The sequence below is a fragment of the Variovorax sp. V118 genome (genome assembly GCF_041154445.1).
GTDB classification, from domain to species: Bacteria; Pseudomonadota; Gammaproteobacteria; order Burkholderiales; family Burkholderiaceae_C; genus Variovorax; species Variovorax boronicumulans.
The window spans coordinates 1,222,703-1,248,456 of sequence record NZ_AP028663.1 but is presented as its reverse complement, the minus strand read 5'-3'; the positions used below and the strand labels follow the sequence as shown (position 1 = coordinate 1,248,456).

Sequence of the window (25,754 nt, the reverse complement as noted above, 5' to 3'; positions counted from 1 at the left end):
TCATGATGGCCTGGTCCATTTCCAGATGTAGGTGAACGCGACCGTGGAGGCGACCATCATCAGCACCGCCATGCTCGACGCGTACGAGATGCGGCCCGACTCGATGAAGCCCTGCGAGAAGGCATACATGTCGAGCGTCTCGGTCGAGATGCCGGGGCCGCCGCGCGTCATCACGTAGATGAGGTCGAAGGCGCGCAGCGACTCCACCATCTTCACGAAGGCCAGGCTGATGAGCGGCGCCTTCAGCATCGGCAATGCCACGTAGGCATACACCTCCCAGGTCTTCGCGTGATCGAGACGCGCCGCCTCGAAGGGCTGCGGCGGCAGGGTTTCGAGCAGCTTCAGCACGATGACCCCGAAGAACAGCCCCCACTGCCACACGTCGACGAAGGCCACCGTGAGCAGCGCCAGCACCGGGTCGGCGAACAGGTCCAGCGGCTCGCCGGTGATCGCCTTGTACGGCCACGTGATGAGGCCGAACAGCGGATGGAAGGCGAACTTCCAGACGAAGGCGGCCGACACGCGCGGCAGCAGCACCGGCACGATGAACAGCATCGACAGCACCTGGCGCCAGCGCGGCGTGGCGCAGCGGTGCATCAGCGTGCCCATGAGCACCGCCAGGGCCATGGTGGCGCTGACGGTCAGCACCTCCCACACCAGCGACACGCGCACCGAGTTCAGGAAGCGCCGATCGGAAAAGAGCTGCACGTAGTTGCTGAACCAGACCCAGCCGGTGTCGGCCTGGCCCAGCTCGCGGTCCTGCAGCGAGATGGCGATGGCGAACACCGTCGGCACCAGCGCCAGGACCGCCAGCACGAGCAACCCCGGCCCGATGAACACGGCCGGCAGCCGTGGGGTGTGGGAACGCATGCTCACTTCTTGCGACGCGCGATCAGTTGCTTGGCGTAGGCGTCGAGTTCGTCGAGCCCGCCCTGGATGTCGGTGCGCGAACCGGTGATCAGCTCTTCCAGAATGATCCCCCAGCGGTCGCCCAGGTCGGGCCAGGCCGGGTCTTGCCAGAAGTTCACGGCCGTGACCTTGCCGGTGTCGGCCAGCGCCTTGCCCAGGTCGGCGCCATAGCGCTTGGCGAACTCGGGGCTGCCGAGCACGCTGGTGCGGTTGAGTTCGCCGAACTGGCCTTGCGCCAGGCGGCGCTGCTCGTTCTCCTTGGAGGTGGCCCAGGCGATGAACAGGCCCGCGCACTTCTTGGCCTCTTCGGTCTTGTTGGCGCGCGCGCCGATGGCCAGGCCGTGGCCGTAGCCGCCGCCGGTGAGCGGCGCGGGCGGCACGGCGTAGGCGATCTTGCCGACCACGGTCGACATCTTCGGGTCGAGCGCGTTGCCCGCCAGCGGCGTCGACTCGACCAGGATCGCGACCTTGCCGGCCAGGAAGGCGCCGGTGGACTCGTCCCATCCGCCCGTCTTGGTGCCGGGCGCGGAGTACTTGAAGAGATCGAGGTAGGTCTGGGTCGCCTTCACGGCGGCGGGCGAGTTGAAGACCGGCTTGTCGCCGTCGAACCACTGGCCGCCGTAGCCGCGGAAGAACGGCATCCAGCGCCACACGTTGGCGCCCGAGCCGCGCTGGCCGCGCAGCGCCACGCCGTAGACGCCGTTGGCCGGGTCGTTGAGCTTCTTCACGGCCGCCACGAACTCGTCGAGCGTGGCCGGCGGCTTGATGCCCGCCTTCTCGAGCAGGTCCTTGCGGTAGACCATGAGGTCGCCGCCGCCGGTGAGGGGCGCGAACCAGGCCTGGCCGGCGAAGGTCGCGACCTTCTGGCGGCCGGCGTCGAAATCGGCGTAGTCGTAGCTGGCCGGGTAGTACGGCGTGAGCGGCACGATCCACTTCGACTGGACGAACTGCGCCACGTTGGCCTCGTCGACGTAGTACACGTGGTACTTGCCGACCGTGGACGCATCGGCGCGCGACTTGGCGCGGCGGTCGTTCTCGTTGAGGTTGTCGACGCTGAACGAGGCACCGCTGAGGCGCTTGAACTCGTCCTTGGATTTCTCGAGCAGCGTCAGGCCTTCGCGCGGCTGCGACAGGACGCGCACGTCCTCCTTGCAGACCTGCGCCAGCGCGGCGGGCGCCAGCGTGGCCAGCGCGAGCGCGAGGCCGGCCAGACGGTGGGAATGCGGAATCGGCATTTGTGTCTCCTTTGTTGTTCGTGCAAGTTGCCGGCGAAATGCCGGCAGAAGCAACGAAACAAAGGTTAGGCGGCCGATCCGAAAGGCCTCCTACACGCCCACCGGGCACCTGATACTTTGCTGCCAAGCCGTCTCGGGGTTTAGCCCAAGAGGCAAGCGCGTATCAGTCGGCCATCAGGCAGCGAGTGGCGTGTGCTGCGCGCTGCGCAGGCCGAAACGCTCCTGCGCCTGCTGCCGGTAGGCCGAGGGCGTCATGCCCTTGAGCTGCAGGAAGCGGCGGTTGAAGTTCGCGAGGTTCGAGAAACCGACCTCGTAGCAGATGTCGCTCACCAGCCGGTCGGACACCTGCAGCATCTCGCAGGCCTTGGTGATGCGCAGCCGCGTGACGAAGTCAGTGAAGGTGCTGCCCATGTGCTTGTGGAAGTAGCGCGAGAAGCTGCTCTCGGCCATGTTGGCGACGCCGCACACGGTGGGCAGCGAGAGCTCTTCGGCCAGGTGGGCGTGCAGGTAGTCGAGCACGCGGCGCATGCGGGTGTTGGCCGTGGGGTCCTCGTCGCTCGGGTCGGCGTTGCTCGAGATCTGGCGCCAGTCGCTCCAGCTCGCGAGCTCGTGCAGCAGGCCGATGAACTCCGACAGCCGGGCCATGCCCTTTTGCTTCTGCACCCGCACGAAGCGCTCGCGCACGAGGTCGCCGATGCCGAAGAACTCGATGCCCAGCTTGGCGCGGTCGAGCATCGGCAGCACCGTCTCCAGCTCGGGGAACAGGTCGACGCCCTGGCGCAGGGGCGCGTCGCGGAAATGGATCACCATGCTGCGGTCGGCCACGCCCTCGGGCGGCACGTCGTGCGAGATCCAGGTGTGGGGCAGCCGTGCGCCCACCAGGGCGACATAGCCGGGCTCGAAACGGCCGATGTGGTTGCCGACGAAGGCATCGCCGCTGGTGCGGTTGATGCACTGCAGCTCGTACTCGTCGTGGTAGTGCCAGCAGTCGAAGGGCCAGGGCACGCCGTGCTGCAGGCAGCGCACCGAGCTGCTGCCCGCCGGCTCGAAGCCCAGGCGCGGGTCACGCAGCAGTTCGTGTTCGAGGGCCGGCTTGCGTACGGCGCTGTGTTTGCTCATGTCCTGTCCCCCTGTCCTTGAATGGAGGGGTCGTCGAGCCAGCGCCGTTGCGAGCGGCAGGGCCTGTCAGGCGCCCGCCACCTTCATGCGGTTGACCAGGATCGACCCCGTGGTTTTTGCGCCGAAAGTGTAAGCATCTGCGCCAATCGCTTCAATTCCCATCAACATCTGACGCAAATTGCCGGCAATCGTGATTTCCTGCACCGGATAGGCGATGCGGCCGTTTTCCACCCAGAAACCGCTGGCGCCGCGCGAATAGTCGCCTGTCACGTAGTTGACGCCCTGCCCCATCAGCTCGATCACGAACAGGCCGGTGCCGAGCTTGGCGAGCATGGCGTCGAGGTCGTCGCCGTGCTTCGTGAGGCGCGAACTCAGCGTCAGGTTGTGCGAGCCGCCGGCGTTGCCGGTGGTCTTCATGCCCAGCTTGCGCGCCGAGTAGGTCGAGAGAAAGTAGCCTTCGAGGCGGCCGGCATCGACCACCTTGCGGGCGCGGGTGATCACGCCTTCGTCGTCGAAGGGCGAGCTGCCCTTGCCGCGCAGCACGTGCGGGTCTTCGGCCACGTCGACGTGCTTGGGCAGCACCGGCTTGCCCAGCGAGTCGAGCAGGAAGGTGCTCTTGCGGTACAGCGCCCCGCCGCTCACGGCCTGCACCAGCCCGCCCAGCAGGCCCACGGCCAGCGGCGACTCGAACAGCACCGGGCATTCGGTGGTCTTGATCTTGCGCGACTTCAGGCGGCTGAGCGCGCGCTCGGCGGCGTAGCGGCCCACGGCCTGCGGGCTGGCCAGTTCGTCGGCCGAGCGCATCGAGCTGTACCAGGCGTCGCGCTGCATGTCGTCGCCCTTGCCGGCGATGGGGGCCACCGAAATCGAGTGCCGCGAGCTGGCATAGCCGCCGCGAAAACCGTGCGTGTGAGCGCTGAAGAAGTGGCTCTGCTGCGCCGAGACGCCGGCGCCTTCGCTGTTGGTGATGCGCTTGTCGGTGGAGAGGGCTGCCGCCTCGCATTCGAGGGCCAGCTTGGCGGCCTGCTCGCTCGTCACGTCCCAGGGGTGGAACAGGTCGAGCTCGGGCTGCACCTTGGCGATGTCTTCCTCGTCGGGCAGGCCGCTCACCGGGTCTTCGGCCGTGAAGCGGGCGATGTCGTAGGCCGCCTGCACCGTGCGGGCGATGGCCGCCTCGGAAAAGTCGGAGGTGCTGGCGTTGCCGCGGCGATGGCCCACGTAGACCGTGATGCCCAGCGACTTGTCGCGGTTGCGCTCGACGTTCTCGAGTTCGCCCTTGCGCACCGAGACGCTCAGGCCGCAGCCCTCGGAGGCCTCGGCGCCGGCGTCGGTGGCCCCGAGCTTTTTGGCGTGGGCCAGGGCCGAATCGACCAGGTTTTCGAAGAAGGAGCGGCTGTAGGCGAAGCCGGAATCGGCGCGCGAGGAGGATGTCGTCATGTGGTGGCTATGATACTTGCGCCCCCTGTTTCACGTTTTCCCTTCCGCGCCCCCTGTGCGCGTTGCAGCGCCGCACGGCGCGGCCCAGAATCCACCCCATGTCCCGCAAACCCAAAAAAGGCTATTTCGTCCGTGGCCACTTCGTTGCCGAAGGCAGCGAACTCGACCTTGAGCTCAAGCGCGAGCTCAAGGGCGGCACCGACGAAGCCAGCCGCACCGAACTCAAGCGCGAGAGCGCCGAACTGCAGAAACTGGGCGAAGAATTGCTCACCCTGCGTGCCGGCCTGTTCGACGCCCTCCCGCTGAGCGAGAAACTGGTCGATGCCATCGCCGAGGCGAAACGCATCACCAATTTCGAGGGCAAGCGCCGCCAGATGCAGTTCATCGGCAAGCTCATGCGCGCCCTCGACCCCGAGGTGCTCGAGGCCGTGAAGCAGGCGCTGACCGAGCAGAACACCGTGCCGGCCGCCGAAGCCGCTGCGCTGCACGAGGCCGAGCGCTGGCGCGAACGCCTGATCGCCGACGACGACGCCCTCGGCGGCTGGATCGAAACCCACCCCGCCACCGACTCCCAGCAGCTGCGCGCCCTCGTGCGCCAGGCCCGCAAGGACCTGAAGTCCGGCCCCGCCGGCGAAGCACCGCGCCAGGGCAAGGCCTACCGCGAGATCTTCCAGCTCGTGCGCGCGCAACTGGCGGTGCATGGCGGCGACGATCACGCCGAAGCGGCTGCAGCGCAAGACCGGGAAGAAGACGCATGAGCGAGGTTGGCTTCGATCCCGTCCGCATCGGCATCGTCTCCATCAGCGACCGCGCCTCCAGCGGCACCTACGAGGACAAGGGCCTGCCCGCGCTCAAGGACTGGCTGGGCCGCGCGCTGAAGAACCCCCTCGAGTTCGAAGCCCGCCTGATCCCCGACGAGACTGCGCGCATCAGCGCCACCCTCATCGAGCTGGTCGACGCCGGCTGCTCGCTCGTGCTCACCACCGGCGGCACCGGCCCCGCGCTGCGCGACGTCACGCCCGAGGCCACGCTGGCCGTGGCCCACAAGGAAATGCCCGGCTTCGGCGAACAGATGCGCCAGATCAGCCTGCGCTTCGTGCCGACCGCCATCCTCTCGCGGCAGGTGGCCGTCATCCGCGACCAGAGCCTCATCATCAACCTGCCGGGCCAGCCCAAGTCGATCGCCGAGACGCTCGAAGGGCTGAAGGACGCCGACGGCACGCAGCTCGTGCCCGGCATCTTCGCCGCCGTGCCCTACTGCATCGACCTGATCGGCGGGCCGTACCTCGAGACCGACGACACGGTCTGCAAGGCCTTCCGGCCCAAGTCGGCCGTTCGCGCCGCACGCTGAGGCGCAGGCCCCCCGGGCCTGCCTGCCGCCGGTTCTCGCGCGGCGGCATTCACCACCGAAGACACATCCTGCTTCGCCGATGCGCGAGGGGCGCGCTCGCGTCCGCATCGCGCGCCCCGGCTTTTATCGGACCCGTCCGATGGTTCCGCTCCCCTGTTCTTCCTAGAGTTCCTGACGCCCGGGCCGCCGGATCGAACAGCGTGAATTCGCTGCCCGATCCGATCTTTCTTTCCCTTTTCAGAGCACAGGAACTGCATGGCATCCAAAAAGGCAAACCTCTTCGTCGACAACCCGAGCATCGATCAGACAGCACGCGCACAGGTCTTCGCACCACAGCCGCCCACCATGGACAGCGTCATCGACGACGCAGGCGACATCATGGGCACCCTCGCCTCCGGCGGCGTCACGGACGACCGCCAACCCGAGTTCCAGGGCCAGGGCACGCCGGGCGACACCATCCTCATCAGGGACCACGGCGTCGAGATCGGCCAGACCGTCATGGACGAAGACGGCCAATGGGCCTTCACGCCATCGACCGACATGAGCGAAGGCCACCACGCCATCACCATCGTGGCGCGCGACCCCGCCGGCAACGAGAGCGAACCTTCGGGCCCGTTCAATTTCGAGATCGACGTCACGCCACCCAACGCCAGCAAGCTGTCCATCACCGGCGTCCTCGATACCGCGGGCGGCATCACCGGCAACGTGGCCGCCGGCAAGACCACCGACGACACACGCCCTCTGCTCACCGGCACAAGCACCGGCCAGCCCGGCCACACCGTCACGGTGATGGTCAGGGACAGCACCGGCAAGGTCACGTTCTCCCCCGTGTTCATCAACGAGGGCATCGGGAACACCGTCGCCAACACGAACCCGATTGCCGCCGCAATTCTGGACGCAGCGGGCAACGGCGGCACCGACACGCTCAAACTGACCGGCGCCAACCAGGTGCTGGACCTGACCGCGCTCGCGGGCAAGGTCAGCTCGGTCGAGGTCATCGACCTCACCGGCACGGGCCACAACACGCTCAAGCTGTCGCTGGCCGACGTGATGAACAACGGCGCCAAGGACCAGTTCGTGGCCAACGGCCGCGTGCAGATGATGGTCAAGGGCAATGCAGGTGATGCGGTGACGCTGTCCGACGTGCTGCCCAACGGCACGGACCCGGGCAACTGGGTCAAGCAGGCCAACGTCACGGTGGGCGGCGTGGTCTACGAGGTGTACCAGCACTCGGGCTTCGACGCCGAACTGCTCGTGCAGCAAGGCGTGACCGTCACGCTGCAGAACGCAGGGGCCGGCACGTTCCACATCGAACCGGAAGTCGAAGCCTATGTGCTCGACCACGCAACACAGGCCTACACCGACAGTGATGACAAGATCATCGCCAAGCTGGGCTTCGCCGATCGACTCGAAGGCGGCGCCGGCAACGACATCTTCACGAATGTCGGTACGGGCGACGTGGTCCATGGTGGCTCGGGCGACGACGTCATCCGCATCAACAGCGGCGACTTCGCGCGCCTCGACGGCGGCCTGGGCATCGACACGCTCGTCATGGACGGCACCGCCATGCACATCGACCTGTCGGCCCTCGGGGCGAAGGTGCAGGGCTTCGAGAAGTTCGACCTGGGCATGGGCGGCAACACGCTGGCACTGCACGCCAGCGACGTGCTGGCCGGTGGCGCACGCGACATGGTCGTGGCCGACGGCAAGGTGCAGATGCTGGTCAACGGCTCCAACGGCGATGTGAACCTGCTCGGCGGCGACGACAGCTGGACCCAGGGCGGCAACGCCACAGTGAGCGGCGTGACCTACAGCGTCTACACCAACCTCGCCGGCACCGCCGAACTGCTGGTCGAAGACAAGGTCCACGTGACCATCCTCTAAGCCTGCAGGCAGGCCACGCGGCGCCCCATCGGCGCCGCCCCCGACGCGACAGTTGCCCCGTGCGACTGTCGCGTTTTTTGTTGTCGTGCCCCGCCCTCGCCTCAGCCCGCCGTCACCGCAGGCCCGAACCCATGGGTCTCCCCCGCCTGCTCGCACGGCACCCGCTCCACCTGCACGGTCGAGTGATGAATGTCGAACTTCTCGGCCAACAGACCGCGCAGCCGCAGCATCAGCGGTGCCAGGTCGACCACGTCGGGCGTGCACACCACGTGCACGCTCAGGCTCACCTTGCCGCTGGACAGCGCCCACACATGCAGGTCGTGCAGGCCGGCCACGCCCGGCTGCGCCTGCAGCGCGCGCTCGACCTCGGGCAGGTCGATCTCGTCGGGCACGCCTTCGAGCAGCACGTTGAGGCTCTCGCGCAAGAGGCGCCAGGTGCGCGGCAACACCCACAGGCCGATGGCGACGGCGATCACCGAGTCGACCCAGGCCCAGCCGGTGAAACGGATGACGAGCGCGCCGACGATCACGCCGACGGAACCCAGCATGTCGGCCCACACTTCGAGGTACGCGCCCTTCACGTTGAGGCTCTCGTCCTTGCCGCTGGCCAGCAGGCGCATGCCGATGAGGTTGACCACCAGGCCGCCGATGGCCACGAGCAGCATCATGGTCGACTGGATCTCGGCCGGCTGCGAGATGCGCCGGTACGCCTCGTAGAGCACGTAGATCGCCACGAAGAACAGCAGCACGGCATTGACCACGGCCGCCAGGATCTCGAAGCGGTAGTAGCCGAAGGTGCGCCGCTTGTCCGCCGGCCGCTTGCCCAGCCAGATGGCGGCCAGCGAGATGGCCAGCGCCACGGTGTCGGTGGCCATGTGGGCCGCGTCGGACAGCAGCGCCAGGCTGCCCGACACCAGCCCGCCGATCACCTCGGCAACGAGGTAGGTGGAGGTCAGCGCCAGCGCCCAGCGCAGCGCCTTCTCGTTGCCACCAGCAACGGCTGTGGCGTGTGAATGCTCATGGGCCATGGGAACCTTGCAGTGCGGGATCGAGAGGTGCGCCGTGTTGCTTCTCTGCGTTGGCTTCCTGCACCTCGTCTTCATCGCGCCGGTGCGCGATGCGGTACAGCAGCGGCAACACCAGCAGCGTCAGCGCGGTCGACGACAGGATACCGCCGATGACCACGGTGGCCAGCGGGCGCTGCACTTCGGCGCCCGTGCCGGTGGCGATGGCCATGGGCACGAAGCCCAGCGAGGCGACCAGCGCGGTCATGAGCACGGGGCGCAGCCGCGTGAGCGCGCCTTCGCGAATGGCTTCGTCCAGCGGCAGGCCGCCTTCGCGCAGGTTGCGGATGAACGAGATCATCACCAGCCCGTTGAGCACGGCCACGCCCGACAGCGCAATGAAGCCCACCGCCGCCGAGATCGACAGCGGAATGCCGCGCAGCCACAGGGCGACGATGCCGCCCGTGAGCGCGAACGGAATGCCGGTGAACACCAGCAGCCCGTCCTTCAGGTTGCCGAACATCGCGAACAGCAGCGTGAACACCAGCAGCAGCGACACGGGCACCACCACCTGCAGGCGCTGCGTGGCCGAGGCCAGGTTCTCGTACTGGCCGCCCCACACGGTCCAGTAGCCCGGCGGAATGCGCACGGCGCGCATGGCCTCCTCGGCCTCGGCCACGAAGGAGCCGAGGTCGCGCCCGCGCACGTTGGCGCTCACCACGATGCGGCGCTTGCCGTCTTCGCGGCTGACCTGGTTGGGGCCGGGCGCGAGGTCGAGCGTGGCCACTTCGCCCAGCGGGATGAAGCTGGTGCGCAGGCCTTCGCCGCCCGCGCCCTTCGGCAGCGCGATCGGCAGTCGGCGGATGGCGTCCAGGTCGGTGCGCAGGGTCTCGGGCAGGCGCACGAGGATGTCGAAGCGGCGGTCGCCGTCGAACAGCGTGCCGGCCTCGCGCCCGCCCACGGCAGTCGAGATGGCGTCCTGCACGTCGCCCACGTTGAGGCCGTAGCGCGCGGTCTTCTGGCGGTCGATGTTCACGGTGAGCATGGGCAGGCCGGTGGTCTGCTCCACCTTCACCTCGGCGGCGCCGGGCACCTTTCCCAGCGCGTTCGACACCTGTGCGGCGGTCTGGTTGAGCACGTCCATGTCGTCGCCGAAGATCTTCACGGCCACGTCGCTGCGCACGCCCGAGATCAGCTCGTTGAAGCGCAGCTGGATCGGCTGCGAGAACTCGTAGTTGTTGCCCGGCAACTTCTCGACCTCTTCCTGCACGGCGGCCAGCAGCTCGGGCCGCGTGCGCTTCGGCTTGGGCCACTCGCTCTCGGGCTTGAGCATGATGTAGCCGTCGGAGATGTTCGGCGGCATCGGGTCGGACGCGATCTCGGCCGTGCCGGTGCGCGCGAACACGCGCTCGATCTCGGGGAACTTGTCTTTCAGCGTGCGCTCGAGCTGCTTCTGCATCTCGACCGACTGCGTGAGGCTGGTGCCCGGAATGCGCAGCGCCTGGATCGCGAAGTCGCCCTCGCTCAGGCTGGGCACGAACTCGGTGCCCAGGCGCGTGGCCAGCAGGCCCGACAGCACCACGGCCACTACGGCCGTGGTGATGACCAGCGGCTTGGCATTCATCGCGCGCGACAGCAGCGGCGCGTAGCCGCGCTTGGCCCACAGCATGAGGCGGTTTTCCTTCTCGGCGACCTTGTTGCCGATGAACAGCGCCACAGCGGCCGGGATGAAGGTGATCGACAAAATCATCGCGCCCAAGAGCGCAATCACCACGGTGAACGCCATCGGGTGGAACAGCTTGCCCTCGACGCCCGTGAGCGCAAAGATCGGCAGGTACACGATCATGATGATCAGCTGGCCGAACAGCAGCGGCCGGCGCGCCTCCTGCGAGGCCGCGAACACTTCATGGAAACGCTCGCTGCGCGTGAGCGCCCTGCCGTGTTTCTCCTGCGCATGCGCCAGGCGCCGCACGCAGTTCTCCACGATCACCACGGCGCCGTCGATGATGATGCCGAAGTCGAGCGCGCCCAAACTCATGAGGTTGGCGCTGACCTTCTGGTTCACCATGCCGGTGAAGGTGAAGAGCATCGACAGCGGAATCACCGTCGCGGTGATGATGGCCGCGCGGATGTTGCCCAGAAACAGGAACAGGATCGCCACCACCAGCACCGCGCCTTCGAAGAGGTTCTTCTTCACGGTGGCGATGGCCTTGTCGACCAGCACCGTGCGGTCGTACACCGTCACGGCCTTCACGCCCGCGGGCAGCGTGCGGTTGATCTCCTGCATCTTCTTGTCGACCGCCTGCGAGACGGTGCGGCTGTTCTCGCCGATGAGCATGAACACCGTGCCCAGCACCACCTCGCGGCCGTTGTCGGTGGCGGCGCCGGTGCGCAGCTCCTGGCCGATGCCGACCTGGGCCACGTCGGACACGCGCAGCGGAATGCCGCCGGCGTTGCCCAGAATCACGTTGCCGATGTCTTCCACCGACTTCACCTGCCCCGGCGCGCGAATGAGGTACTGCTCGCCGCGCTTCTCGATGTAGCCCGCGCCCACGTTGGCGTTGTTGCGCTCCAGCGCGGTGACCAGGTCGGTCATCGTGAGGCCGTGCGCCAGCAGCTTGGCGGGGTCGGGTGCGATCTGAAACTCCTTGGCGTAGCCGCCGATGGAGTTGATCTCGGTCACGCCCGGCACGTTGCGCAATTGCGGCTTGATGATCCAGTCCTGGATCTCCCGCAGGTCGGTCGGCGTGTAGGGCTTGCCGTCGGCTTTCTTCGCGCCCTCTTCGGTCTCGACGGTCCACAGGTAGATCTCGCCCAGGCCGGTGGAAATGGGCCCGATCACCGGCGACACGCCGGGCGGCATGCTCTCGCGCGCCGACTGGATGCGCTCGTTCACGAGCTGGCGCGCAAAGTAGATGTCGGTGCCGTCCTTGAAGATCACCGTGACCTGCGACAGGCCGTAGCGCGACAGCGAGCGCGTCTGCTGCAGGCCCGGCAGGCCGGCCATGACGGTCTCGATGGGGTAGGTCACGCGCTGCTCGGCTTCGAGCGGCGAATAACCGGGTGCGGACGTGTTGATCTGCACCTGCACGTTGGTGATGTCGGGCACGGCGTCGATGGGCAGCTTCTGGTAGCTGAAGACGCCGAGCGCCGCCATGCCGAGCACGGCCAGCAGGATCAGCCAGCGCTGCTCGATGGAGAAGCGGATGATGCGTTCGAACATGCGGTCGTCCTCAGTGGGTGTGCGTGGCCGAGCTCTTGCCCTGCTGCGACTTCACGACGAAGCTGCCGCTGGCCGCATAGGCCGCGCCGGGCTTTAGGCCGCCCACGATCTCGATGCGCTGGCCGTCGCTGCGGCCGGTCTTCACGTGCTGCGGCACAAAGCCGCCGGGCACGCGCAGGAACACGGTGGGCTGGTCGTCCACGGTCTGCACCGCTTCGGCCGACACGGTGACGGGCGCATCGGCCTCCGACGCCACCAGCTCCACGTTCACGAACAGGCCCGGGCGCCAGGTGCGCTGCGGGTTGGTGAGCGTGACGCGTGCGGTGGCGGTGCGCGTCTGCGCGCCCAGCAGCGAGCCCACGTACGACACGGTGCCGCGCGCGGCCTGCTCGAAGGAACCGGCGCGGATGGTCACGGCCTCGCCGATGCGCACCAGGTTCAGGTTGCTGGCGGGCACGCTGATCTCGGCCCACACGGTCGACAGGTCGGAAATGGTGAACACGTTGACCGCCTCGCCCACCGATTCGCCCAGCGAGATGTGCTTCTCGACGACCATGCCGTCGAAGGGTGCGCGCAGCTCGTAGCGGCCCAGTGCCGACGAGCCGGGCGTGGCGCCCAGCGCCAGCAGCTTCTGGTTGGCGTTGGCCACGGCGATCTGCGCCTCCTGCATGGCCTGCTCGGCTTGCAGGTAGTCCTGCTGCGGCGAGATCTTTTCTTCCCACAGTTTTTTCTCGCGGTCGTGCGTGGTGCGCGCCAGTGCCAGCCGGCGCTGCGCGGTCTGCAGCTCACTGCGCTGCTCCGAGAGCGCAGGGCTGGAGATCACGGCCAGCACCTGGCCACGCTTGACTTCCTGACCCAGGTTGGCCGACACGCTGTCGACCACGCCCGCCACGCGCGGCACCACGTGGGCCGTGCGGTCTTCGTTGAACTTGATCTCGCCGGGCAGCTGCAGCGAGGTCTTGATGCGCGCCGGGCCGACGCTGTCGATGGCGATGCCGGCGGCCTTGACCTGCTCGTCGGTGAAGGGGATCTTTTCTTCGTCTTCCTTGTGGGCGTTGGCGGCGGCCTTCTGGGGCTCTGCCGATGCGGGCGTTTCCTTGGCGGGCTCCTTGCCGGCGTCCTTGCCCTCTTCCGCGTGGTGTTCCTTGTCGCCATGGCCTTCGTCATGCGAATGGCCGTGGTCGTCTTCCTTGCCCTTGGCGTGGCCCTTGTCTTCCTCGTGGTGCTCGCCGTCGGCATGGCCGGCGGACTCCGAGTGCCCGCCCGCCTCGGGCTTGGACGGCGCGGTGCGCAGGATGAGCGCGCCGGCAATGAGGCCGGCGAGCAGGACGGCGGCAATGGCGATCCACTGCTTGCGGCCGGCGGACGATGTGCGGTTGTGTGGTGTGGTCATGGTCGGAATCGGTTCGGTGTTCTTTTCAGCGCGCGATCGGCGTCAGGTTGAGCGCCGCGTTCGAGGCGATGTCATCGCCCCCGGTGCCCAGCAGGCGGTCGAGCTCGCCGGCCGCGCGGTGCGCCTCGGCCAGCGCGACGAGGTACTGGTTGCGCACCTGGAACAGCGTGCGCTGCGCGTCGAGCGCCTCGAGAAAGCTGAACTTGCCCAGCTCGAAGCCCTTGGTGGCTGCGCGGTAGGCGGTCTCGGCGCCGGGCAGTGCGTCGCGCTGCAGCGTCTCGGCGGTGGCGCGTGCCGAGCGCAGGCGCTCGCTGGCCTGGGCCACGTCGGCGCCCAGTTGCAGCTCGGCGGCGGCGAGTTCGTCGCGCGCCTTGTCTTCGCGGCTCAGTGCCTCGGCGATGTTGCCGCGGTTGGTGTCGAAGATCGGCAGCGGCACCGACAGGCCCACCACCACCTGGTTGCGCCGGCTGCTGCTCACGGCCTCGCCGCCCTCGCCTTCGGACGCGGGCACGCGCTTGACGCCGAGCGACACCGTCACGTCGGGAATGCGCTTGGCCTGCTCCAGGTCGCTCAGCGCGCGGCGGCGCTCGACCTCGAGCCGGGCCTGGCGCAGCACGGGCGCATCGGGCAGGCGGCGCGCCACCTCGGGCGCGGCGGCCTGGGCGGGCAGCTGGTCGACCGCGCCGTCCACCTGCGTGAAGCGCGGCGCCGGGTTGCCCCACAGTGCAGCCAGCAGCTGGCGCGACGCGCGCAGCGTGCCTTCGGCCTGCAGCAGTTCGACGCGGATGCCGGCCTCGGCCACGCGCGCCTTGGTTTCCTCGAGCGGCGACACCTTGCCGGCCGCCACGCGGTTGGCCGCGGCGCGGGTGGCGATCTGCGCGAGCCCCACCGAGTCTTGCGCCAGGCGCAGGCGCTCCTGCGCGGTCAGCACGTCGAAGAAGGCGGTGACGGCCGCGGCGCGCAGTTCGGCGCGCCGCGCCGACAGCGCCGACGCCGCCTGGTCGCGCGCACGCTCGGCCGCCGTGACGCGCGCGGCGCGCTTGCCGCCCAGCTCGAGGGGCTGGCTCAGCTGCAGCGTGGTCGTGCGGTTGTTGCGGCGCAGGTCTTCCAGCTGCGTGTCCAGCGTGGGGTTGGGCCAGGCGCCGGCCTGCACCACGGCGCCGTCGGCGGCGGCCTGCTCATGGCGCGCGGCCGACAGGCCCGGGTTGGCCTGCAGCGCCAGCGCCACGGCGGCGCGCAGGGTCAGCGGGCCTTCGGGCTCCAGCGTGCGGGCGGGTGCCGACAGGGACGACGAGGGACCGGCCGCCTGCGGGGTCTGCTGTGAAAAGGCCGGGGGTACCGCCAAGGCCAACACGGCCAGCGGCACGAAAAGCGTGCGCATCGAATTCTCCTGGGTTGCGAAACAACGGACGGACGAATTCGGCGAGGAGCGCTCAGCTGATGAGTGAGATCAGAAAAAGAAAAGGGGCTGTGCTCTCGCCGAATCAGGCGGAGAGCAACCAGTCGGGGCGCACCGGCACTTCGGCGATGTGCGAGGCGAAGCGTTCGGTGGAAGCGGCGCGCAGCGCCTGCGAGGCGATGGGCGATTCGGCCGGCAGCGCGGCGGCGGTGTCCGCATGCTGGGCCTGCCCGAAGTAGGCGACGATGCAATGGCCGACCGCCGCGTTGGGCTGGCGGGTGCTGTCTTTCTTGGCGCCGTCGCCCGCGTGGGTGCGGTCGGTGCCGCGCGGCTCGTCCTCGTGGTGGCCCCAGTGGCCGCTGCCCTTGTCGCCTTCGTGCAGGCAATAGGCTGCCGACACCGCCCAGCTGTACTGGAAAGGCAAGAGAAACAGCAGGAAAATCAGGAGCCAGCGGCGCATTGTTGACAAAAGTATATCGACGGGGCGTAGCGCGCCGACCAAGAAAAGCCCTGCGAACCGAGGGCCCGGCCCACTGTACGACAGCGTGTCGGCGCTTTGTCCTTCAATAGGATTACTAAATCGTAACCAGCGTCTCGAAAGGCCTTGGGTACGATCCGTACCATGCGAATTCTTGTCATCGAAGACGAACCCAAACTGGGCGATTACCTGAAAAAGGGGCTGGAAGAGAACGGCTACGTGGTCGACATCGCCCGCGATGGCATCGAAGGCCGCTACCTCGCCACCGAGGGCGACTACGCGCTCGTGCTGCTGGACGTGATGCTGCCGGGCATCGACGGCTTTGCCGTGCTGCAGGCCATTCGCCGCACGAAGAACGTGCCCGTGCTGGTGCTCACCGCGCGCGACAAGGTCGAAGACCGCGTGCAGGGCCTGCAGCAAGGCGCCGACGACTACCTGGTGAAGCCCTTCTCCTTCTCGGAGCTGCTGGCGCGCGTGCAGGCGCTGCTGCGGCGCGGCAAGACGCAGGAACCCACGGTGCTGCGCCTGGCCGACCTGGAGCTGGACCTGGTGAGCCGCAAGTGCATGCGCAACCGCACGCGGCTGGACCTCACGGCCAAGGAGTTCACGCTGCTGGTGGTGCTGCTGCGCCGGCGCGGCCAGATCCTGTCGCGCTCCACGCTCGCCGAGCAGGTGTGGGACATGAACTTCGACAGCGACACCAACGTGGTCGAGGTGGCGATCCGCCGCCTGCGCAGCAAGATCGACGACCCCTTCGACGTGAAGCTGCTGCACACCGTTCGCGGCATGGGCTACGTACTCGAAGACCGCTCCTGGGCATGAGCCCGAAGCCGCATTCGATCCAGAGCCGGCTTTCGTTCTGGTTCGCCGCGCAGACCCTGTCCGGCCTGAGCATCATCTGCCTGGCCATCTACCTCGTGACCGCCTGGAGCTTCGGCGCCAAGCAGCGCGACGCGCTCGACCAGAAGACGGTGCTCGTCGAGCACCTGCTCAAGGAGGCCGAGAAAGGCGGCGACCTCGTCTTTCTGCGGCACAAGCTCGACGACTTCTTCTCGATGCAGGACGACGTGACCTTGTCGATCGCCAACGCCGGCAAGCCGCTGTTCCAGTCCACGCCGCCGCCGCAGGGCCGCTGGCTGCGGCGCGCCATCGTGGTGCCCTGGCAGAACGGCGACTTCCACACCGACCTGTCGGTGCAGGTCGGCGTGAACATCGCACAGGACTCCCGGCTGCTCGAGCGCCTGGCCTGGACCCTGCTGGGCGCGGTGGTGCTGGGCACGGCGCTGGTGTCGCTCACCGGCATGTGGCTGGTGCGGCGCGGGCTGCGGCCGCTGAAGGCGCTGGCCGAGCGCACGGCGGCCATCACGCCCGACCACGTCCACCAGTCGATCGACCCCGGCGCCTTCGCGCAGGAACTGCGGCCCTGGATCACGCAGTTCAACGCGCTGCTGGCGCGGGTGCAGCGCGCCTACGTGCAGCTGGAGTCGTTCAACGCCGACGTGGCGCACGAGCTGCGTACGCCGCTGGCCAACCTGCTGGGCTCGACCGAGGTGGCGCTCACGCGCCCGCGCAGCAACGAGGAACTGCAGGCCGTGCTGGCCTCCAACCTCGAGGAGATGGGGCGGCTGTCGGGCATCGTGACCGACATGCTGTTTCTTTCGAAGGCCGACCGCGGCACCTCGGCGCGCTCGATGGCCCCGGTGAGCCTGGCGGAGCAGGCGCGCGACGTGATCGACTTCTACGACGCCATGCTCGACGAGGCCGGCCTGCGCGCCGAAGTGCACGGCGAGGCCGTGGCCGAGGTGGACGCGGGGCTGATCCGGCGCGCCCTCTTCAACCTGCTGGGCAATGCGATCCGCTTTGCCGAGCCGGCCTCGACGTTGCGCATCGAGATCGCGGCCGCCCCTGGCGGGGAACACCACACCATCGCCGTGATCAACCGCGGCGCGCCGATCGACCCGGAGGCCCTGCCGCGCCTGTTCGAGCGCTTCTACCGCGCGGCCCAGGCACGAGACGGCTCCACGCGCCACCACGGGCTGGGCCTGTCGATCGTCGAGGCGATCGCGCGCATGCACGGCGGGCAGGTGTTCGCGTCGAGCCAGGGCGGCGAGACGCGCATCGGGTTCAGCGTGCGCCGCAGCAGCTGAAGGGCTTCAGGGCTCGGCGTGCGCCGCCGTCTCGGCGGGCTTGGGCTTGCGGCCGATGCACAGCGTCATCAGCGGCCCGGTCATCGCGGTGGTGGCCAGCGCCATCACCAGCAGCATCGTGAAGAGCTCGGGGCCGATCAGGCCGACGTCCAGGCCGATCTTGATGACGATGAGCTCCATCAGCCCGCGCGCGTTCATGAGCGAGCCGGTGGCCAGGCTGTCGCGCCAGCTGTAGCCGGCGATGCGCGCGCCGGCCGCGCCGCCCGCGATCTTGCCCACGGTGGCCACGCCCACGATCAGCAGCATCGCGCCCAGGCTGGCGCCCGAGAACGCGTTGGCCGTGGTGCCCAGCCCCGCGAGCGCGAAGAACAGCGGCATCAGCACCACGATGGAAATCGGCTCGATGCGCTCGCTCAGCGAGCGCAGCAGGCGGTCGTCGCGCGGCAGGCAGGCGCCGAACAGGAAGGCGCCGAACACCGCGTGCAGGTGCAGCCATTCGGTCAGCAGCGCCGTGACCAGCAGGCCGATCATGAGCGCGGCCATCAGCGTGGTCGACGGCTCGCCGTCGGGTGCCTTCACGCGCAGCAGCCAAGCAAAGGCCGGCTTCAGCCCGAGGAACAGCACCGTGAGCATCACCACCACGCCGACCGTGATCTTGATCAGGCCCGCGTAGCCGTCGCTGGTGCCCACCAGCGCGACCACGAAGGCCAGCAGGATCCACGCGAACACGTCGACCACCGCCGCCGCGCTCAGCGAGAGCTGGCCGAAGGGCGTGCGCGTCATGCCGCGGTCTTTCAGGATGCGCGCCATCACCGGGAAGGCCGTGATCGACAGCGCCGCCGCCATGAACAGCGCGAAGGGCCAGAAGCCCACGCCGGCCGGCGCGAGCGTGGGGTGCAGTGCCGGCGAGATCGCCAGGCCCAGCACCAGCGGCACCAGCACGCTGAGCACGCCCACCGCGCCGGCCGCCTGCAGCTGCGCGCGCATGTTGCGCGTGGCCCGCAGCTCCAGGCCCACCACGAACATGAACAGCACCAGCCCCACCGTCGCCAGCGACGACAGCCCCTGCAGCGACTCCTTGGCGAACAGCTGCACGTGCAGCGACGGGAACAGCAGGCCCATGACCGCCGGCCCGAGCATCAGCCCCGCCGCCATCTCCCCCACCACGCTCGGCTGCCCCACATGGCGCAGCACCCAGCCGCACAGGCGCGCGGTGGTGAGGATGACGACGAGTTGCAGCAGGAGGGTGGTGACGGACATGGGCGGAACGGTCGTGAGGCCTGGGAAAAAAACTCGCCCGATGTTAGTTCGGCGCGCCCGGCTCGATCCAGCGGGCAGCCCACTGGTTGAACGGTACTGGGTGTTTGACAAGTTCGCCGCCCGCCTCGGTGAGCACGTAGCTCACATCCGACAGCGCGACGATGCCAGCCGCGCGCAGCTCCTTGAGCCGGTCGTTCAGCACTGACGGCGACATCTGGGCGGCATGCCCGCGCAGCACCCGGAAACTCTGCGGCTGGCCGCTGCGCGGCTCCCACAAAAGGCGCAGCGTGCCTTTGCTGCCCAGCGGCTCCAGCAGCCGCATGATGGGGCGGCGCACCGCTGGCGTGGGGGCCGGAGCGGAAGCCTCGGTGTCATCCATGCATCTTCCTCTCGAAGAAACGCGTGCCGTGCTTTCGCTACGGATTTCGTAGCCATGAACTGCGCCGATCGCTACGCTTTTCGTAGCGATTTCCACCGCACCGCCGAGCCCTGGGGTCGAACCGCCCGCCAAGAATTTCGCCGCTACGCCCGCCCTCCCCTGAGGCCGTCGGCGAGCTGCTCACGCGCATGACGCCGCCGCAGGCTCCCGAGGTGCTGCCGCGCTTCAAGGTGCTGGCCGTGAACCCCGCGCTGGCACAGCGCACGCTCGACCTGGTTCGCTACTTGCTGGCCCGCCACGCGGCAATCAGTCTGGGCGACCGTGAACTGGTAATCCTGCGGGTCTGCGCGCGCTGCGGCGCCGGATACGAATGCGGCGTGCACTGGAGCGGCTTCGCCGACGCCGGCCTGGGCGAGACCGAGCGGCGCGCGACGGCCTCGACGAATGGCGACTTCGCGCAGCTCGCGCCGAAAGACGCGCGGCTGCTCGCGATGGTCGACCGGCCGCACGACACCGGCGATATCGACGACACACTGTGGGAGGCTCTGAGCGCGCACTGGAGCCACGCGCAACTCATCGAGCTGATGATGCTCGCGGGCTGGTACCGCGCGGTGAGCCATGTGTGCAATGCGGCGCGGGTGCCATTGGAGACGTGGGCGGCGCGCTGGTAGCGCGGCATCTGGTCAACGAAGTCCGTGCTTCTAGAAGCGCACCACTTTCCATCAGGCGTGCCGTACGATGCAAACAGCCCAACCGCAAATTCATTTGAAACTCAGGAGGGAAACGCATGACGGATCAGGAGGAGATGGAACAAGCGCTGGAGCAGATCCTGCACTATTGCCAACGACGGCGGATCAAAAAGAATCAGGCAATTTTCGATTCAATCGCCACAGCGATCGTGGCCGATCGCGCAGATGTGCAAGGAAATCCAGACGCCTTGGCTGCGGACATCAAATCCCGCTATCTGACGGCGGTTTCAGCACTAATGATGCTCGCCGATCCGCCAGCAGCCGACGTGCTGGATGCGACCCTGGCGCGAATCAACTCAAGCCTTGAAATCGCGCGAAGAGAAGGTCAACCACTTACGGATGTGCGCTTTGTCGACGATGCAAATGACGAGGCGACGCTTCGTCAGCGATTGGGAGAACGCAGAATTTTCTCTCCCGAAGCGGAAGCAAGGCTGGCTCATCTGAGAGAGAAAACGAGTCGTCGACTATGGTCACGCGGACGAGAAGACTCCCCCCGGAGTGATGGCAATGGCTAAAGCTCCATCCAAACTCAGAGTGATCACCAAGTCTTCCTCGGTCAAGGTAAAACCCAAGAATCCCAGTAATGGGAAGAGCAAGACCAAAGCGGCAAGCTCGGTGCTCAACAAGGAAATCGCAGCCTTGCTCAGCCTTGCTTCATCAGCATCGCTCTTGACATTCAAAGCGCGGAAGTCACAAGCAAGACTTTTTGAGCTTGTCGTCTTGGCCGACTTGTTGAATATGTATACCGCGAATAGCAATGGGGGCCGCATCACAGTGAAGAACGCGACAAGCGGTGAACTGAAGCTGGCTGGAGCCCCGTGTTCAGCAAACAAATCGGCCTATTCCTACTTCGTTCTCGAGGATGCGCGAGGAACCCCTCATCATGAAGTCTGGGTTTCTTTGCAGTTCACTACGCTGAGTTGGGAGCTGAATGGAATGCCTCAACCACCAAGAAGTGCGGACAGGCACGAGATTGACGTGGGGGTTTTCGCGCCATTACCGGCGACCGCTGCGTCTATCTACCCCTCCTACGAAAACCTGCAAGCAGGTGTCAGCTGTAAGCACTTCTCCCCATCCAAAGAAGCCGTAAGGGAAGCTTTAGGACTTCGACGCGAAACGGCTCTCTTGAGTAGGCTTGACAACCCATCTGCGGTACCCTGGCTGATGGCAGAGCGCGTTCCCGCGTGCCCCCCAAGTCCGCTTTACCTAGCCTCTTCATCCCCAAGTGTTCACGCATTTACTGAGCCTGTAGATCAACTCGGTCTCTATATGGCGAGTACGCCTTTTCGATGAAAACGCAGGCATAGGCAGAAGGGTAGACGACCTTCACTTTTCGGTCCGCATCAACCGCAACCCATTCGCCACCACCAGCAGGCTCGCGCCCATGTCGGCGAACACCGCCATCCACATGGTCGCGCTGCCGAACACCGCGAGCACGAAGAACACGCCCTTGATGCCGAGTGCGAGGGTGATGTTCTGCCACAGCACCGCGTGCGCGCGGCGCGACAGGCGGATGGTTTCGGGGATGCGGCGCAGGTCGTCGTTCATGATGACCACGTCGGCCGCTTCCATCGCGGTGTCGGTGCCGGCGCCGCCCATGGCGAAGCCGATGTCGGCCCTGGCGAGCGCGGGGGCGTCGTTGATGCCGTCGCCGGTCATCGCGACGGCGCCGTAGCGCTGCTGCATGGCCTGGATGGCGTCCAACTTTTCTTCGGGCAGCAGGTTGCCGCGCACGTCCTCGATGCCGGCGTGCGCGCCGATGGTCTTCGCGGTGGCGGTGTTGTCGCCGGTGAGCATCACGGGCGTCACGCCGAGTGCGCGCAGCTCGGCCACGGCGGCTTGCGACGAGGGCTTGATGGTGTCGGCCACTGCGAACAGCGCCAGCACCGAGGTGTCCGAAGCAAGCAGCGTCACCGTGCGGCCGGCCTCTTCGTGTCGCTTCAGCTCGGCCTCGAGTTCCGGCGAGCACAGGCCGCGCTCTTCGATCAAGCGGTGGTTGCCCAGCACATAGCTCTGGCCCGCGTGCGTGGCCTGCACGCCGCGTCCGGGCAGCGCGGTGAAGTCACCGACTTCTTCGACCGCCCCACCCAGGCCTTGGGCGATGGCCTTCGATACCGGGTGGTCGGAACGGCCCGCGATGTTGGCGGCCAGCGCGTACACCGCGCCTTCATCGCCCGCAGCCTTGTCGATCAGCACCGACTCGACCAGCTTGGGCTTGCCCTCGGTGATGGTGCCGGTCTTGTCGAGCGCCACGGCCTTGAGCTTGCGCGCCTCTTCGAGGTAGGTGCCGCCCTTGATGAGGATGCCGCGCCGCGCGGCCGAGGCCAGCGCGCTCACGACCGTCACGGGCGTGGAGATGACCAGTGCGCACGGGCAGGCGATGACCAGCAGCACCAGGGCCTTGTAGACGGCCTGCACCCATGTCCAGCCCAGCAGCCACGGCGTGAGCACCGCGATGGCCAGCGCCAGCACGAAGACGGTGGGCGTGTAGATGGCGGCGAACTTGTCGACGAAGCGCTGCGTGGGCGCGCGCGAACCCTGGGCCTCTTCGACCGCGTGGATGATGCGCGCGAGCGTGGTGTTGGCGGCCACGGCCGTCACGCGGAACACCAGCGCGCCGGTCTGGTTGATGGTGCCGGCAAACACCGCATCGCCTGCGGCCTTGTCGACCGGAATGCTCTCGCCCGTGACCGGGGCCTGGTCGATGGCGCTGCTGCCTTCGAGCACCACGCCGTCCAGCGGCACGCGCTCGCCGGGGCGGATGCGCGCGACGGCGTCGAGCGCCACCGCGTCGGCGCGCACGGTCTGCCAGCTGCCGTCGGGCTGCCGCACCTCGGCCTGTTCGGGCGCGAGCGCGAGCAGGCTCTGGATGGCGTTGCGCGCGCGGTCGACGGCGCGGGCCTCGATGAGCTCGGCGATGGCGTACAGCGCCATCACCATCGCGGCCTCGGGCCACTGGCCGATGATGAAGGCGCCCGTGACGGCGACGGCCATCAGCGCATTGATGTTGAGGCGCCCGCGCACCAGTGCGGCGAAGCCCTTCTTGTAGGTGTCGAGGCCGGCCAGCGCGATGGCCGCGAGTGCGAGCCCCATCTCGGCGGCCATGAAGCCCACGCCGTCGAGCGCAAGGAAGGACACGGTCTCGGCCGCGATGGCCAGCACCAGCGCGGCCACGAGGCGCGCCAGGCCGGTCGACATGCCGGCGAAGCGCGCGGGCTCGGCCTTCTGCCCCGCCGACGATGCCACCGGCTCGGGCTTGAAGCCGGCCTGGCGGATGGCCTCGAGCGCGGCGGGCAGCGCGCCGTCTTCGGTGGTGAGGGCCAGCGTGCGTTCGCTCAGGCGAAAGCGCAGGGCCTTCACGCCCGTGACGGGCTCGAGGGCGCGGCGGATCTCGGACTCTTCCACCGCGCAGTCCATGGTGGGAATGCGAAACAGCACGGCGCCCTTCGGCAGGTCGGCCGGCTCGGCCGATGCCGGGGTGCTGCCGCATACGGGGCTGCCGCAGCAGGCTGTTGCCGGCGCGGCGGGGGCGTGATCGTGCGAATGGTCATGCCCATGGTCATGTCCATGGCTGTGCCCGTGGTCATGGTCGTGGTCATGCGGCGCTGCACGCGGCACCGGCTGATTCAGGGTGTTCTGATTCGTCATGCCTTCATTGGAAACCCTGAAGCAGGTGTAGAGTCAACCGTTGATTGCCACTTCCTTGAGATGCCGCATCATGAAAATCGGTGACCTGGCCAAGGCCACGAACACGCCGGTCGAAACCATCCGGTACTACGAGCGCGAACAGCTGCTGCCCGCGCCCGCGCGCACCGACGGCAACTACCGCATCTACGACGACGAGCACACGCAGCGCCTGGGCTTCATCCGCCGCTGCCGCTCGCTGGACATGACGCTCGACGAGATCCGCAGCCTGCTGAAATTCCGCGATGCGCCGCAGGACGACTGCGGCGAAGTGAACCAGCTGCTGGACGACCACATCGGCCACGTGGCCTCGCGCATCGCCGAGCTGAAGACGCTCGAAAAACAGTTGAAGGCGCTGCGCCTGCAGTGCGGCGGCCCCGAATCGGCCAGCGCCTGCGGCATCCTGCAGGAGCTTGACACCGCCGCGCTCGCGCCCGAGACCTTCGGCCAGCACGCGGGGCACGTGCACGGCACGCTGCACGGCGCCTCCGCCAAGCGCTCCTGACGTCGGGCCCAGCGCAACGCTGGGCGATGCGGGGGTCGTGCTTCGCACGCCGTCGATCGAACTTCAATGGTTCGTGTGGAGGCTGTGTGGCCGGGCTCCGCGCCGATGCGCATGCGTGCCGCACGGCCTCTTTTTCTCCCTCGGGCAGGGCCTGACGCGCCCACCGGCATCGCGAATGTTCGCGAAGGCGGTGCGGCCGACCCCGGCAGACAATTCCGCCGACCCGGCGCATCCGCCCTGCGACCTTGGGGCCGCGAGCCGGACAGACCTACAACGGAGACACCATGCCGATCGACTTCACCCTCACCCCCGCGCAGCGCGAGTTGCAACTCTCGGCTCGCCGTTTCGCGCGCAGCGTACTGACCGAGGTCGCACCGGCCACGCGCCACCTGCCCACGCCGCTGGCGCGCTTCGTCGCCACGCGTCCGTTCTACGAGAAGCTGGTGAAGGCCGGTTTTCTGCGGCGCATCATCCCGATGCCGTTCGGCGGCGAAGGCACGGGCATGCTGGACATGGCCGTGGTGGCCGAGGAGTTCTATCGCGTCGACCCCAACGTGTCGCTCACGATGTTCGCCACGCTGCTGGGCCTGCTGCCCGTGACGATCGGCGGCTCGCCCGAGCAGCAGAAGGCGTTTCTCGGGCCGTTCCTGGAAGGCTCCGGTGCACCACTGGCCGCCCTGTGCAACAGCGAGCCCGGCGGCAGCGCCAACTTCGATGCCGCGGCCCCCGGCGAAGGCACGCGCACGCGCGCCCGGCTCGAGGGCGGGCAGTGGGTCATCGACGGCACCAAGCAGTGGATTTCGAGCGCGACCGGATGGGACGAGCAAGGCGCGGACCTGCTGTGCGTGGTGTGCCGCACCGACCCCGACGCGCCGCCCGACAGCGGGCTGTCGGTGCTGGTCGTTCCGCGGCCCGAGGGCGGCATCGTGGTCGAGCGTTATCACGATTCGATGGGCCACCGCGCGCACCTCACGCCCCGCTTTCGCCTCGAGGGCGTGCGCACCGCGCAGGCCAACGTGCTGGGCCCGGTGGGCAGCGGCAAGGACCTGGTGGCCGCCAGCTTCTCGGCGACGGCGGCGCTGGTCGGCGTGTTCGGCACGGCCCTGATGCAGGGGGCCTTCGATTTCTCCCTGCACTTCGCCAAGACCCAATGCCGCGGCGGCGCCCTTCCGATCATCGAGCACCAGGCCGTGGGGTATGCGCTGGCCGATGCCAAGACCGCCATCGAAGCCTCGCGCTACCTCAACTGGCGCGCGTGCCACGCGCTGGACACGCAATCGCCCGCGGCGCTGGAGCTGGCGCTGCAGGCGAAGATCTACGGCTCCGAAACCGCGGTGCGCGTGATCACCGACCTGATGCGCGTGGTGGGCATCGACAGCTACGACCACGACCTGCCGCTGGCCGGCATGCTCCAGGACGCCCTGGTGCTCCCGCTGTTCGACGGCGGCAACATGGGCGTGCGCCGTCGCCAGCTGCACGACCTGCTGCGCTCGCCGGACTACGACCCGCTGACCGCCAGCGGTGCGGCATGACGGCCGCAGGGCCGACGCGCCCCGGCGCCTTCGCCTGACCGGCGGCAGCGTCGTGGGGCCACACCG

Annotated in this window: 22 protein-coding genes; 10 read left to right on the top strand and 12 right to left on the bottom strand. The window is 68.0% G+C overall.

What is annotated here, in order from left to right; translation table 11 throughout:
• The 4 genes from ACAM52_RS05755 to pmbA form a co-directional block, all read right to left on the bottom strand.
• Positions 1-870: a carbohydrate ABC transporter permease gene (locus ACAM52_RS05755; RefSeq protein WP_139702838.1), complete on the bottom strand. Its 870-nt coding sequence runs from the start codon at positions 868-870 to the stop codon at positions 1-3.
• Positions 871-872: 2 nt separating this feature from the next.
• Positions 873-2,144, bottom strand: a complete 1,272-nt coding sequence (locus tag ACAM52_RS05750; RefSeq protein WP_062476490.1) for a sugar ABC transporter substrate-binding protein — start codon at positions 2,142-2,144, stop codon at positions 873-875.
• Positions 2,145-2,318: 174 nt separating this feature from the next.
• Positions 2,319-3,263: an AraC family transcriptional regulator gene (locus tag ACAM52_RS05745; protein WP_062476487.1), complete on the bottom strand. Its 945-nt coding sequence runs from the start codon at positions 3,261-3,263 to the stop codon at positions 2,319-2,321.
• 66 nt (positions 3,264-3,329) lie between these two features.
• Positions 3,330-4,700 (bottom strand): metalloprotease PmbA, encoded by a 1,371-nt coding sequence (gene pmbA / locus ACAM52_RS05740; protein WP_062476484.1) that lies wholly within the window; start codon positions 4,698-4,700, stop codon positions 3,330-3,332.
• A 98-nt stretch (positions 4,701-4,798) separates the two neighbouring features.
• Here pmbA and yjgA point away from each other — a divergent pair, with 98 nt between their 5' ends.
• The 3 genes from yjgA to ACAM52_RS05725 all read left to right on the top strand — a co-directional run bounded on the left by yjgA (position 4,799) and on the right by ACAM52_RS05725 (position 7,935).
• Positions 4,799-5,458 (top strand): ribosome biogenesis factor YjgA, encoded by a 660-nt coding sequence (gene yjgA, locus ACAM52_RS05735; protein WP_062476481.1) that lies wholly within the window; start codon positions 4,799-4,801, stop codon positions 5,456-5,458.
• Entirely contained in the window at positions 5,455-6,051 is a 597-nt protein-coding gene (gene mog / locus ACAM52_RS05730; RefSeq protein ID WP_369646401.1) for a molybdopterin adenylyltransferase, read from the top strand. Before yjgA ends, mog begins: the two co-directional genes overlap by 4 nt.
• A 255-nt stretch (positions 6,052-6,306) precedes the next feature.
• The gene (locus ACAM52_RS05725) at positions 6,307-7,935 is read left to right on the top strand and encodes an Ig-like domain-containing protein (protein WP_369646400.1); all 1,629 of its coding nucleotides are present in this window, start codon (positions 6,307-6,309) and stop codon (positions 7,933-7,935) included.
• Positions 7,936-8,036: 101 nt separating this feature from the next.
• Here ACAM52_RS05725 and ACAM52_RS05720 read toward each other — a convergent pair whose 3' ends face one another.
• The 5 genes from ACAM52_RS05720 to ACAM52_RS05700 all read right to left on the bottom strand — a co-directional run bounded on the left by ACAM52_RS05720 (position 8,037) and on the right by ACAM52_RS05700 (position 15,414).
• The gene (locus ACAM52_RS05720; RefSeq protein WP_159271001.1) at positions 8,037-8,963 is read right to left on the bottom strand and encodes a cation diffusion facilitator family transporter; all 927 of its coding nucleotides are present in this window, start codon (positions 8,961-8,963) and stop codon (positions 8,037-8,039) included.
• A complete protein-coding gene (locus ACAM52_RS05715; protein ID WP_369646399.1) occupies positions 8,953-12,162 on the bottom strand; it encodes a CusA/CzcA family heavy metal efflux RND transporter in 3,210 nt (1,069 codons plus the stop codon). Before ACAM52_RS05715 ends, ACAM52_RS05720 begins: the two co-directional genes overlap by 11 nt.
• Before the next feature lie 10 nt (positions 12,163-12,172).
• A complete protein-coding gene (locus ACAM52_RS05710; RefSeq protein WP_369646398.1) occupies positions 12,173-13,555 on the bottom strand; it encodes an efflux RND transporter periplasmic adaptor subunit in 1,383 nt (460 codons plus the stop codon).
• 25 nt (positions 13,556-13,580) lie between these two features.
• Positions 13,581-14,936 carry a TolC family protein gene (locus ACAM52_RS05705; RefSeq protein WP_369646397.1) on the bottom strand — a complete coding sequence of 452 codons (1,356 nt, stop codon included), beginning with the start codon at positions 14,934-14,936 and terminating at the stop codon, positions 13,581-13,583.
• A 103-nt stretch (positions 14,937-15,039) separates the two neighbouring features.
• The gene (locus tag ACAM52_RS05700) at positions 15,040-15,414 is read right to left on the bottom strand and encodes a hypothetical protein (RefSeq protein ID WP_354344902.1); all 375 of its coding nucleotides are present in this window, start codon (positions 15,412-15,414) and stop codon (positions 15,040-15,042) included.
• Between the two features lie 162 nt (positions 15,415-15,576).
• Here ACAM52_RS05700 and ACAM52_RS05695 point away from each other — a divergent pair, with 162 nt between their 5' ends.
• Together ACAM52_RS05695 and ACAM52_RS05690 are read left to right on the top strand one after the other, a co-directional pair.
• Positions 15,577-16,254: a heavy metal response regulator transcription factor gene (locus ACAM52_RS05695; RefSeq protein WP_062481258.1), complete on the top strand. Its 678-nt coding sequence runs from the start codon at positions 15,577-15,579 to the stop codon at positions 16,252-16,254.
• On the top strand, positions 16,251-17,579 hold the full coding sequence (locus ACAM52_RS05690) for a heavy metal sensor histidine kinase (protein ID WP_369646396.1): 1,329 nt from the start codon (positions 16,251-16,253) through the stop codon (positions 17,577-17,579). Before ACAM52_RS05695 ends, ACAM52_RS05690 begins: the two co-directional genes overlap by 4 nt.
• A gap of 6 nt (positions 17,580-17,585) precedes the next feature.
• Here the strand turns inward: ACAM52_RS05690 and ACAM52_RS05685 are convergent, their stop codons facing one another.
• Entirely contained in the window at positions 17,586-18,839 is a 1,254-nt protein-coding gene (locus ACAM52_RS05685; protein WP_139706890.1) for a cation:proton antiporter, read from the bottom strand.
• A 43-nt stretch (positions 18,840-18,882) separates the two neighbouring features.
• Positions 18,883-19,218 carry a winged helix-turn-helix transcriptional regulator gene (locus tag ACAM52_RS05680; RefSeq protein ID WP_369646395.1) on the bottom strand — a complete coding sequence of 112 codons (336 nt, stop codon included), beginning with the start codon at positions 19,216-19,218 and terminating at the stop codon, positions 18,883-18,885.
• 188 nt (positions 19,219-19,406) lie between these two features.
• Between ACAM52_RS05680 and ACAM52_RS05675 the strand changes: the two genes are divergently transcribed.
• From ACAM52_RS05675 to ACAM52_RS05665, 3 genes are all read left to right on the top strand, one after another.
• Positions 19,407-19,889, top strand: coding sequence for a carboxymuconolactone decarboxylase family protein (locus tag ACAM52_RS05675; RefSeq protein ID WP_369646394.1), 483 nt, complete (start codon positions 19,407-19,409; stop codon positions 19,887-19,889).
• 116 nt (positions 19,890-20,005) lie between these two features.
• Complete coding sequence (locus tag ACAM52_RS05670; RefSeq protein WP_369646393.1) at positions 20,006-20,482, top strand: hypothetical protein; 477 nt, start codon at positions 20,006-20,008, stop codon at positions 20,480-20,482.
• Positions 20,483-20,501: 19 nt separating this feature from the next.
• Positions 20,502-21,260 carry a hypothetical protein gene (locus ACAM52_RS05665; protein ID WP_369646392.1) on the top strand — a complete coding sequence of 253 codons (759 nt, stop codon included), beginning with the start codon at positions 20,502-20,504 and terminating at the stop codon, positions 21,258-21,260.
• Positions 21,261-21,293: 33 nt separating this feature from the next.
• Here the strand turns inward: ACAM52_RS05665 and ACAM52_RS05660 are convergent, their stop codons facing one another.
• Positions 21,294-23,615 (bottom strand): heavy metal translocating P-type ATPase, encoded by a 2,322-nt coding sequence (locus ACAM52_RS05660; protein ID WP_369646391.1) that lies wholly within the window; start codon positions 23,613-23,615, stop codon positions 21,294-21,296.
• Between the two features lie 70 nt (positions 23,616-23,685).
• Here ACAM52_RS05660 and cadR point away from each other — a divergent pair, with 70 nt between their 5' ends.
• Together cadR and ACAM52_RS05650 are read left to right on the top strand one after the other, a co-directional pair.
• Positions 23,686-24,156, top strand: a complete 471-nt coding sequence (gene cadR, locus ACAM52_RS05655; protein ID WP_369646390.1) for a Cd(II)/Pb(II)-responsive transcriptional regulator — start codon at positions 23,686-23,688, stop codon at positions 24,154-24,156.
• A gap of 284 nt (positions 24,157-24,440) precedes the next feature.
• Positions 24,441-25,688: an acyl-CoA dehydrogenase family protein gene (locus ACAM52_RS05650; protein WP_369646389.1), complete on the top strand. Its 1,248-nt coding sequence runs from the start codon at positions 24,441-24,443 to the stop codon at positions 25,686-25,688.
• Positions 25,689-25,754 lie beyond the last annotated feature (66 nt).

Excerpts from the sequence above, each read along its gene's own strand:
- ACAM52_RS05755 (WP_139702838.1), bottom strand. The coding sequence starts at position 870 with ATGCGTTCCCACACCCCACGGCTGCCGGCCGTGTTCATCGGGCCGGGG.
- ACAM52_RS05750 (WP_062476490.1), bottom strand. The coding sequence starts at position 2,144 with ATGCCGATTCCGCATTCCCACCGTCTGGCCGGCCTCGCGCTCGCGCTG.
- ACAM52_RS05745 (WP_062476487.1), bottom strand. The coding sequence starts at position 3,263 with ATGAGCAAACACAGCGCCGTACGCAAGCCGGCCCTCGAACACGAACTG.
- pmbA (WP_062476484.1), bottom strand. The coding sequence starts at position 4,700 with ATGACGACATCCTCCTCGCGCGCCGATTCCGGCTTCGCCTACAGCCGC.
- yjgA (WP_062476481.1), top strand. The coding sequence starts at position 4,799 with ATGTCCCGCAAACCCAAAAAAGGCTATTTCGTCCGTGGCCACTTCGTT.
- mog (WP_369646401.1), top strand. The coding sequence starts at position 5,455 with ATGAGCGAGGTTGGCTTCGATCCCGTCCGCATCGGCATCGTCTCCATC.
- ACAM52_RS05725 (WP_369646400.1), top strand. The coding sequence starts at position 6,307 with ATGGCATCCAAAAAGGCAAACCTCTTCGTCGACAACCCGAGCATCGAT.
- ACAM52_RS05720 (WP_159271001.1), bottom strand. The coding sequence starts at position 8,963 with ATGGCCCATGAGCATTCACACGCCACAGCCGTTGCTGGTGGCAACGAG.
- ACAM52_RS05715 (WP_369646399.1), bottom strand. The coding sequence starts at position 12,162 with ATGTTCGAACGCATCATCCGCTTCTCCATCGAGCAGCGCTGGCTGATC.
- ACAM52_RS05710 (WP_369646398.1), bottom strand. The coding sequence starts at position 13,555 with ATGACCACACCACACAACCGCACATCGTCCGCCGGCCGCAAGCAGTGG.
- ACAM52_RS05705 (WP_369646397.1), bottom strand. The coding sequence starts at position 14,936 with ATGCGCACGCTTTTCGTGCCGCTGGCCGTGTTGGCCTTGGCGGTACCC.
- ACAM52_RS05700 (WP_354344902.1), bottom strand. The coding sequence starts at position 15,414 with ATGCGCCGCTGGCTCCTGATTTTCCTGCTGTTTCTCTTGCCTTTCCAG.
- ACAM52_RS05695 (WP_062481258.1), top strand. The coding sequence starts at position 15,577 with ATGCGAATTCTTGTCATCGAAGACGAACCCAAACTGGGCGATTACCTG.
- ACAM52_RS05690 (WP_369646396.1), top strand. The coding sequence starts at position 16,251 with ATGAGCCCGAAGCCGCATTCGATCCAGAGCCGGCTTTCGTTCTGGTTC.
- ACAM52_RS05685 (WP_139706890.1), bottom strand. The coding sequence starts at position 18,839 with ATGTCCGTCACCACCCTCCTGCTGCAACTCGTCGTCATCCTCACCACC.
- ACAM52_RS05680 (WP_369646395.1), bottom strand. The coding sequence starts at position 19,218 with ATGGATGACACCGAGGCTTCCGCTCCGGCCCCCACGCCAGCGGTGCGC.
- ACAM52_RS05675 (WP_369646394.1), top strand. The coding sequence starts at position 19,407 with ATGACGCCGCCGCAGGCTCCCGAGGTGCTGCCGCGCTTCAAGGTGCTG.
- ACAM52_RS05670 (WP_369646393.1), top strand. The coding sequence starts at position 20,006 with ATGACGGATCAGGAGGAGATGGAACAAGCGCTGGAGCAGATCCTGCAC.
- ACAM52_RS05660 (WP_369646391.1), bottom strand. The coding sequence starts at position 23,615 with ATGACGAATCAGAACACCCTGAATCAGCCGGTGCCGCGTGCAGCGCCG.
- cadR (WP_369646390.1), top strand. The coding sequence starts at position 23,686 with ATGAAAATCGGTGACCTGGCCAAGGCCACGAACACGCCGGTCGAAACC.
- ACAM52_RS05650 (WP_369646389.1), top strand. The coding sequence starts at position 24,441 with ATGCCGATCGACTTCACCCTCACCCCCGCGCAGCGCGAGTTGCAACTC.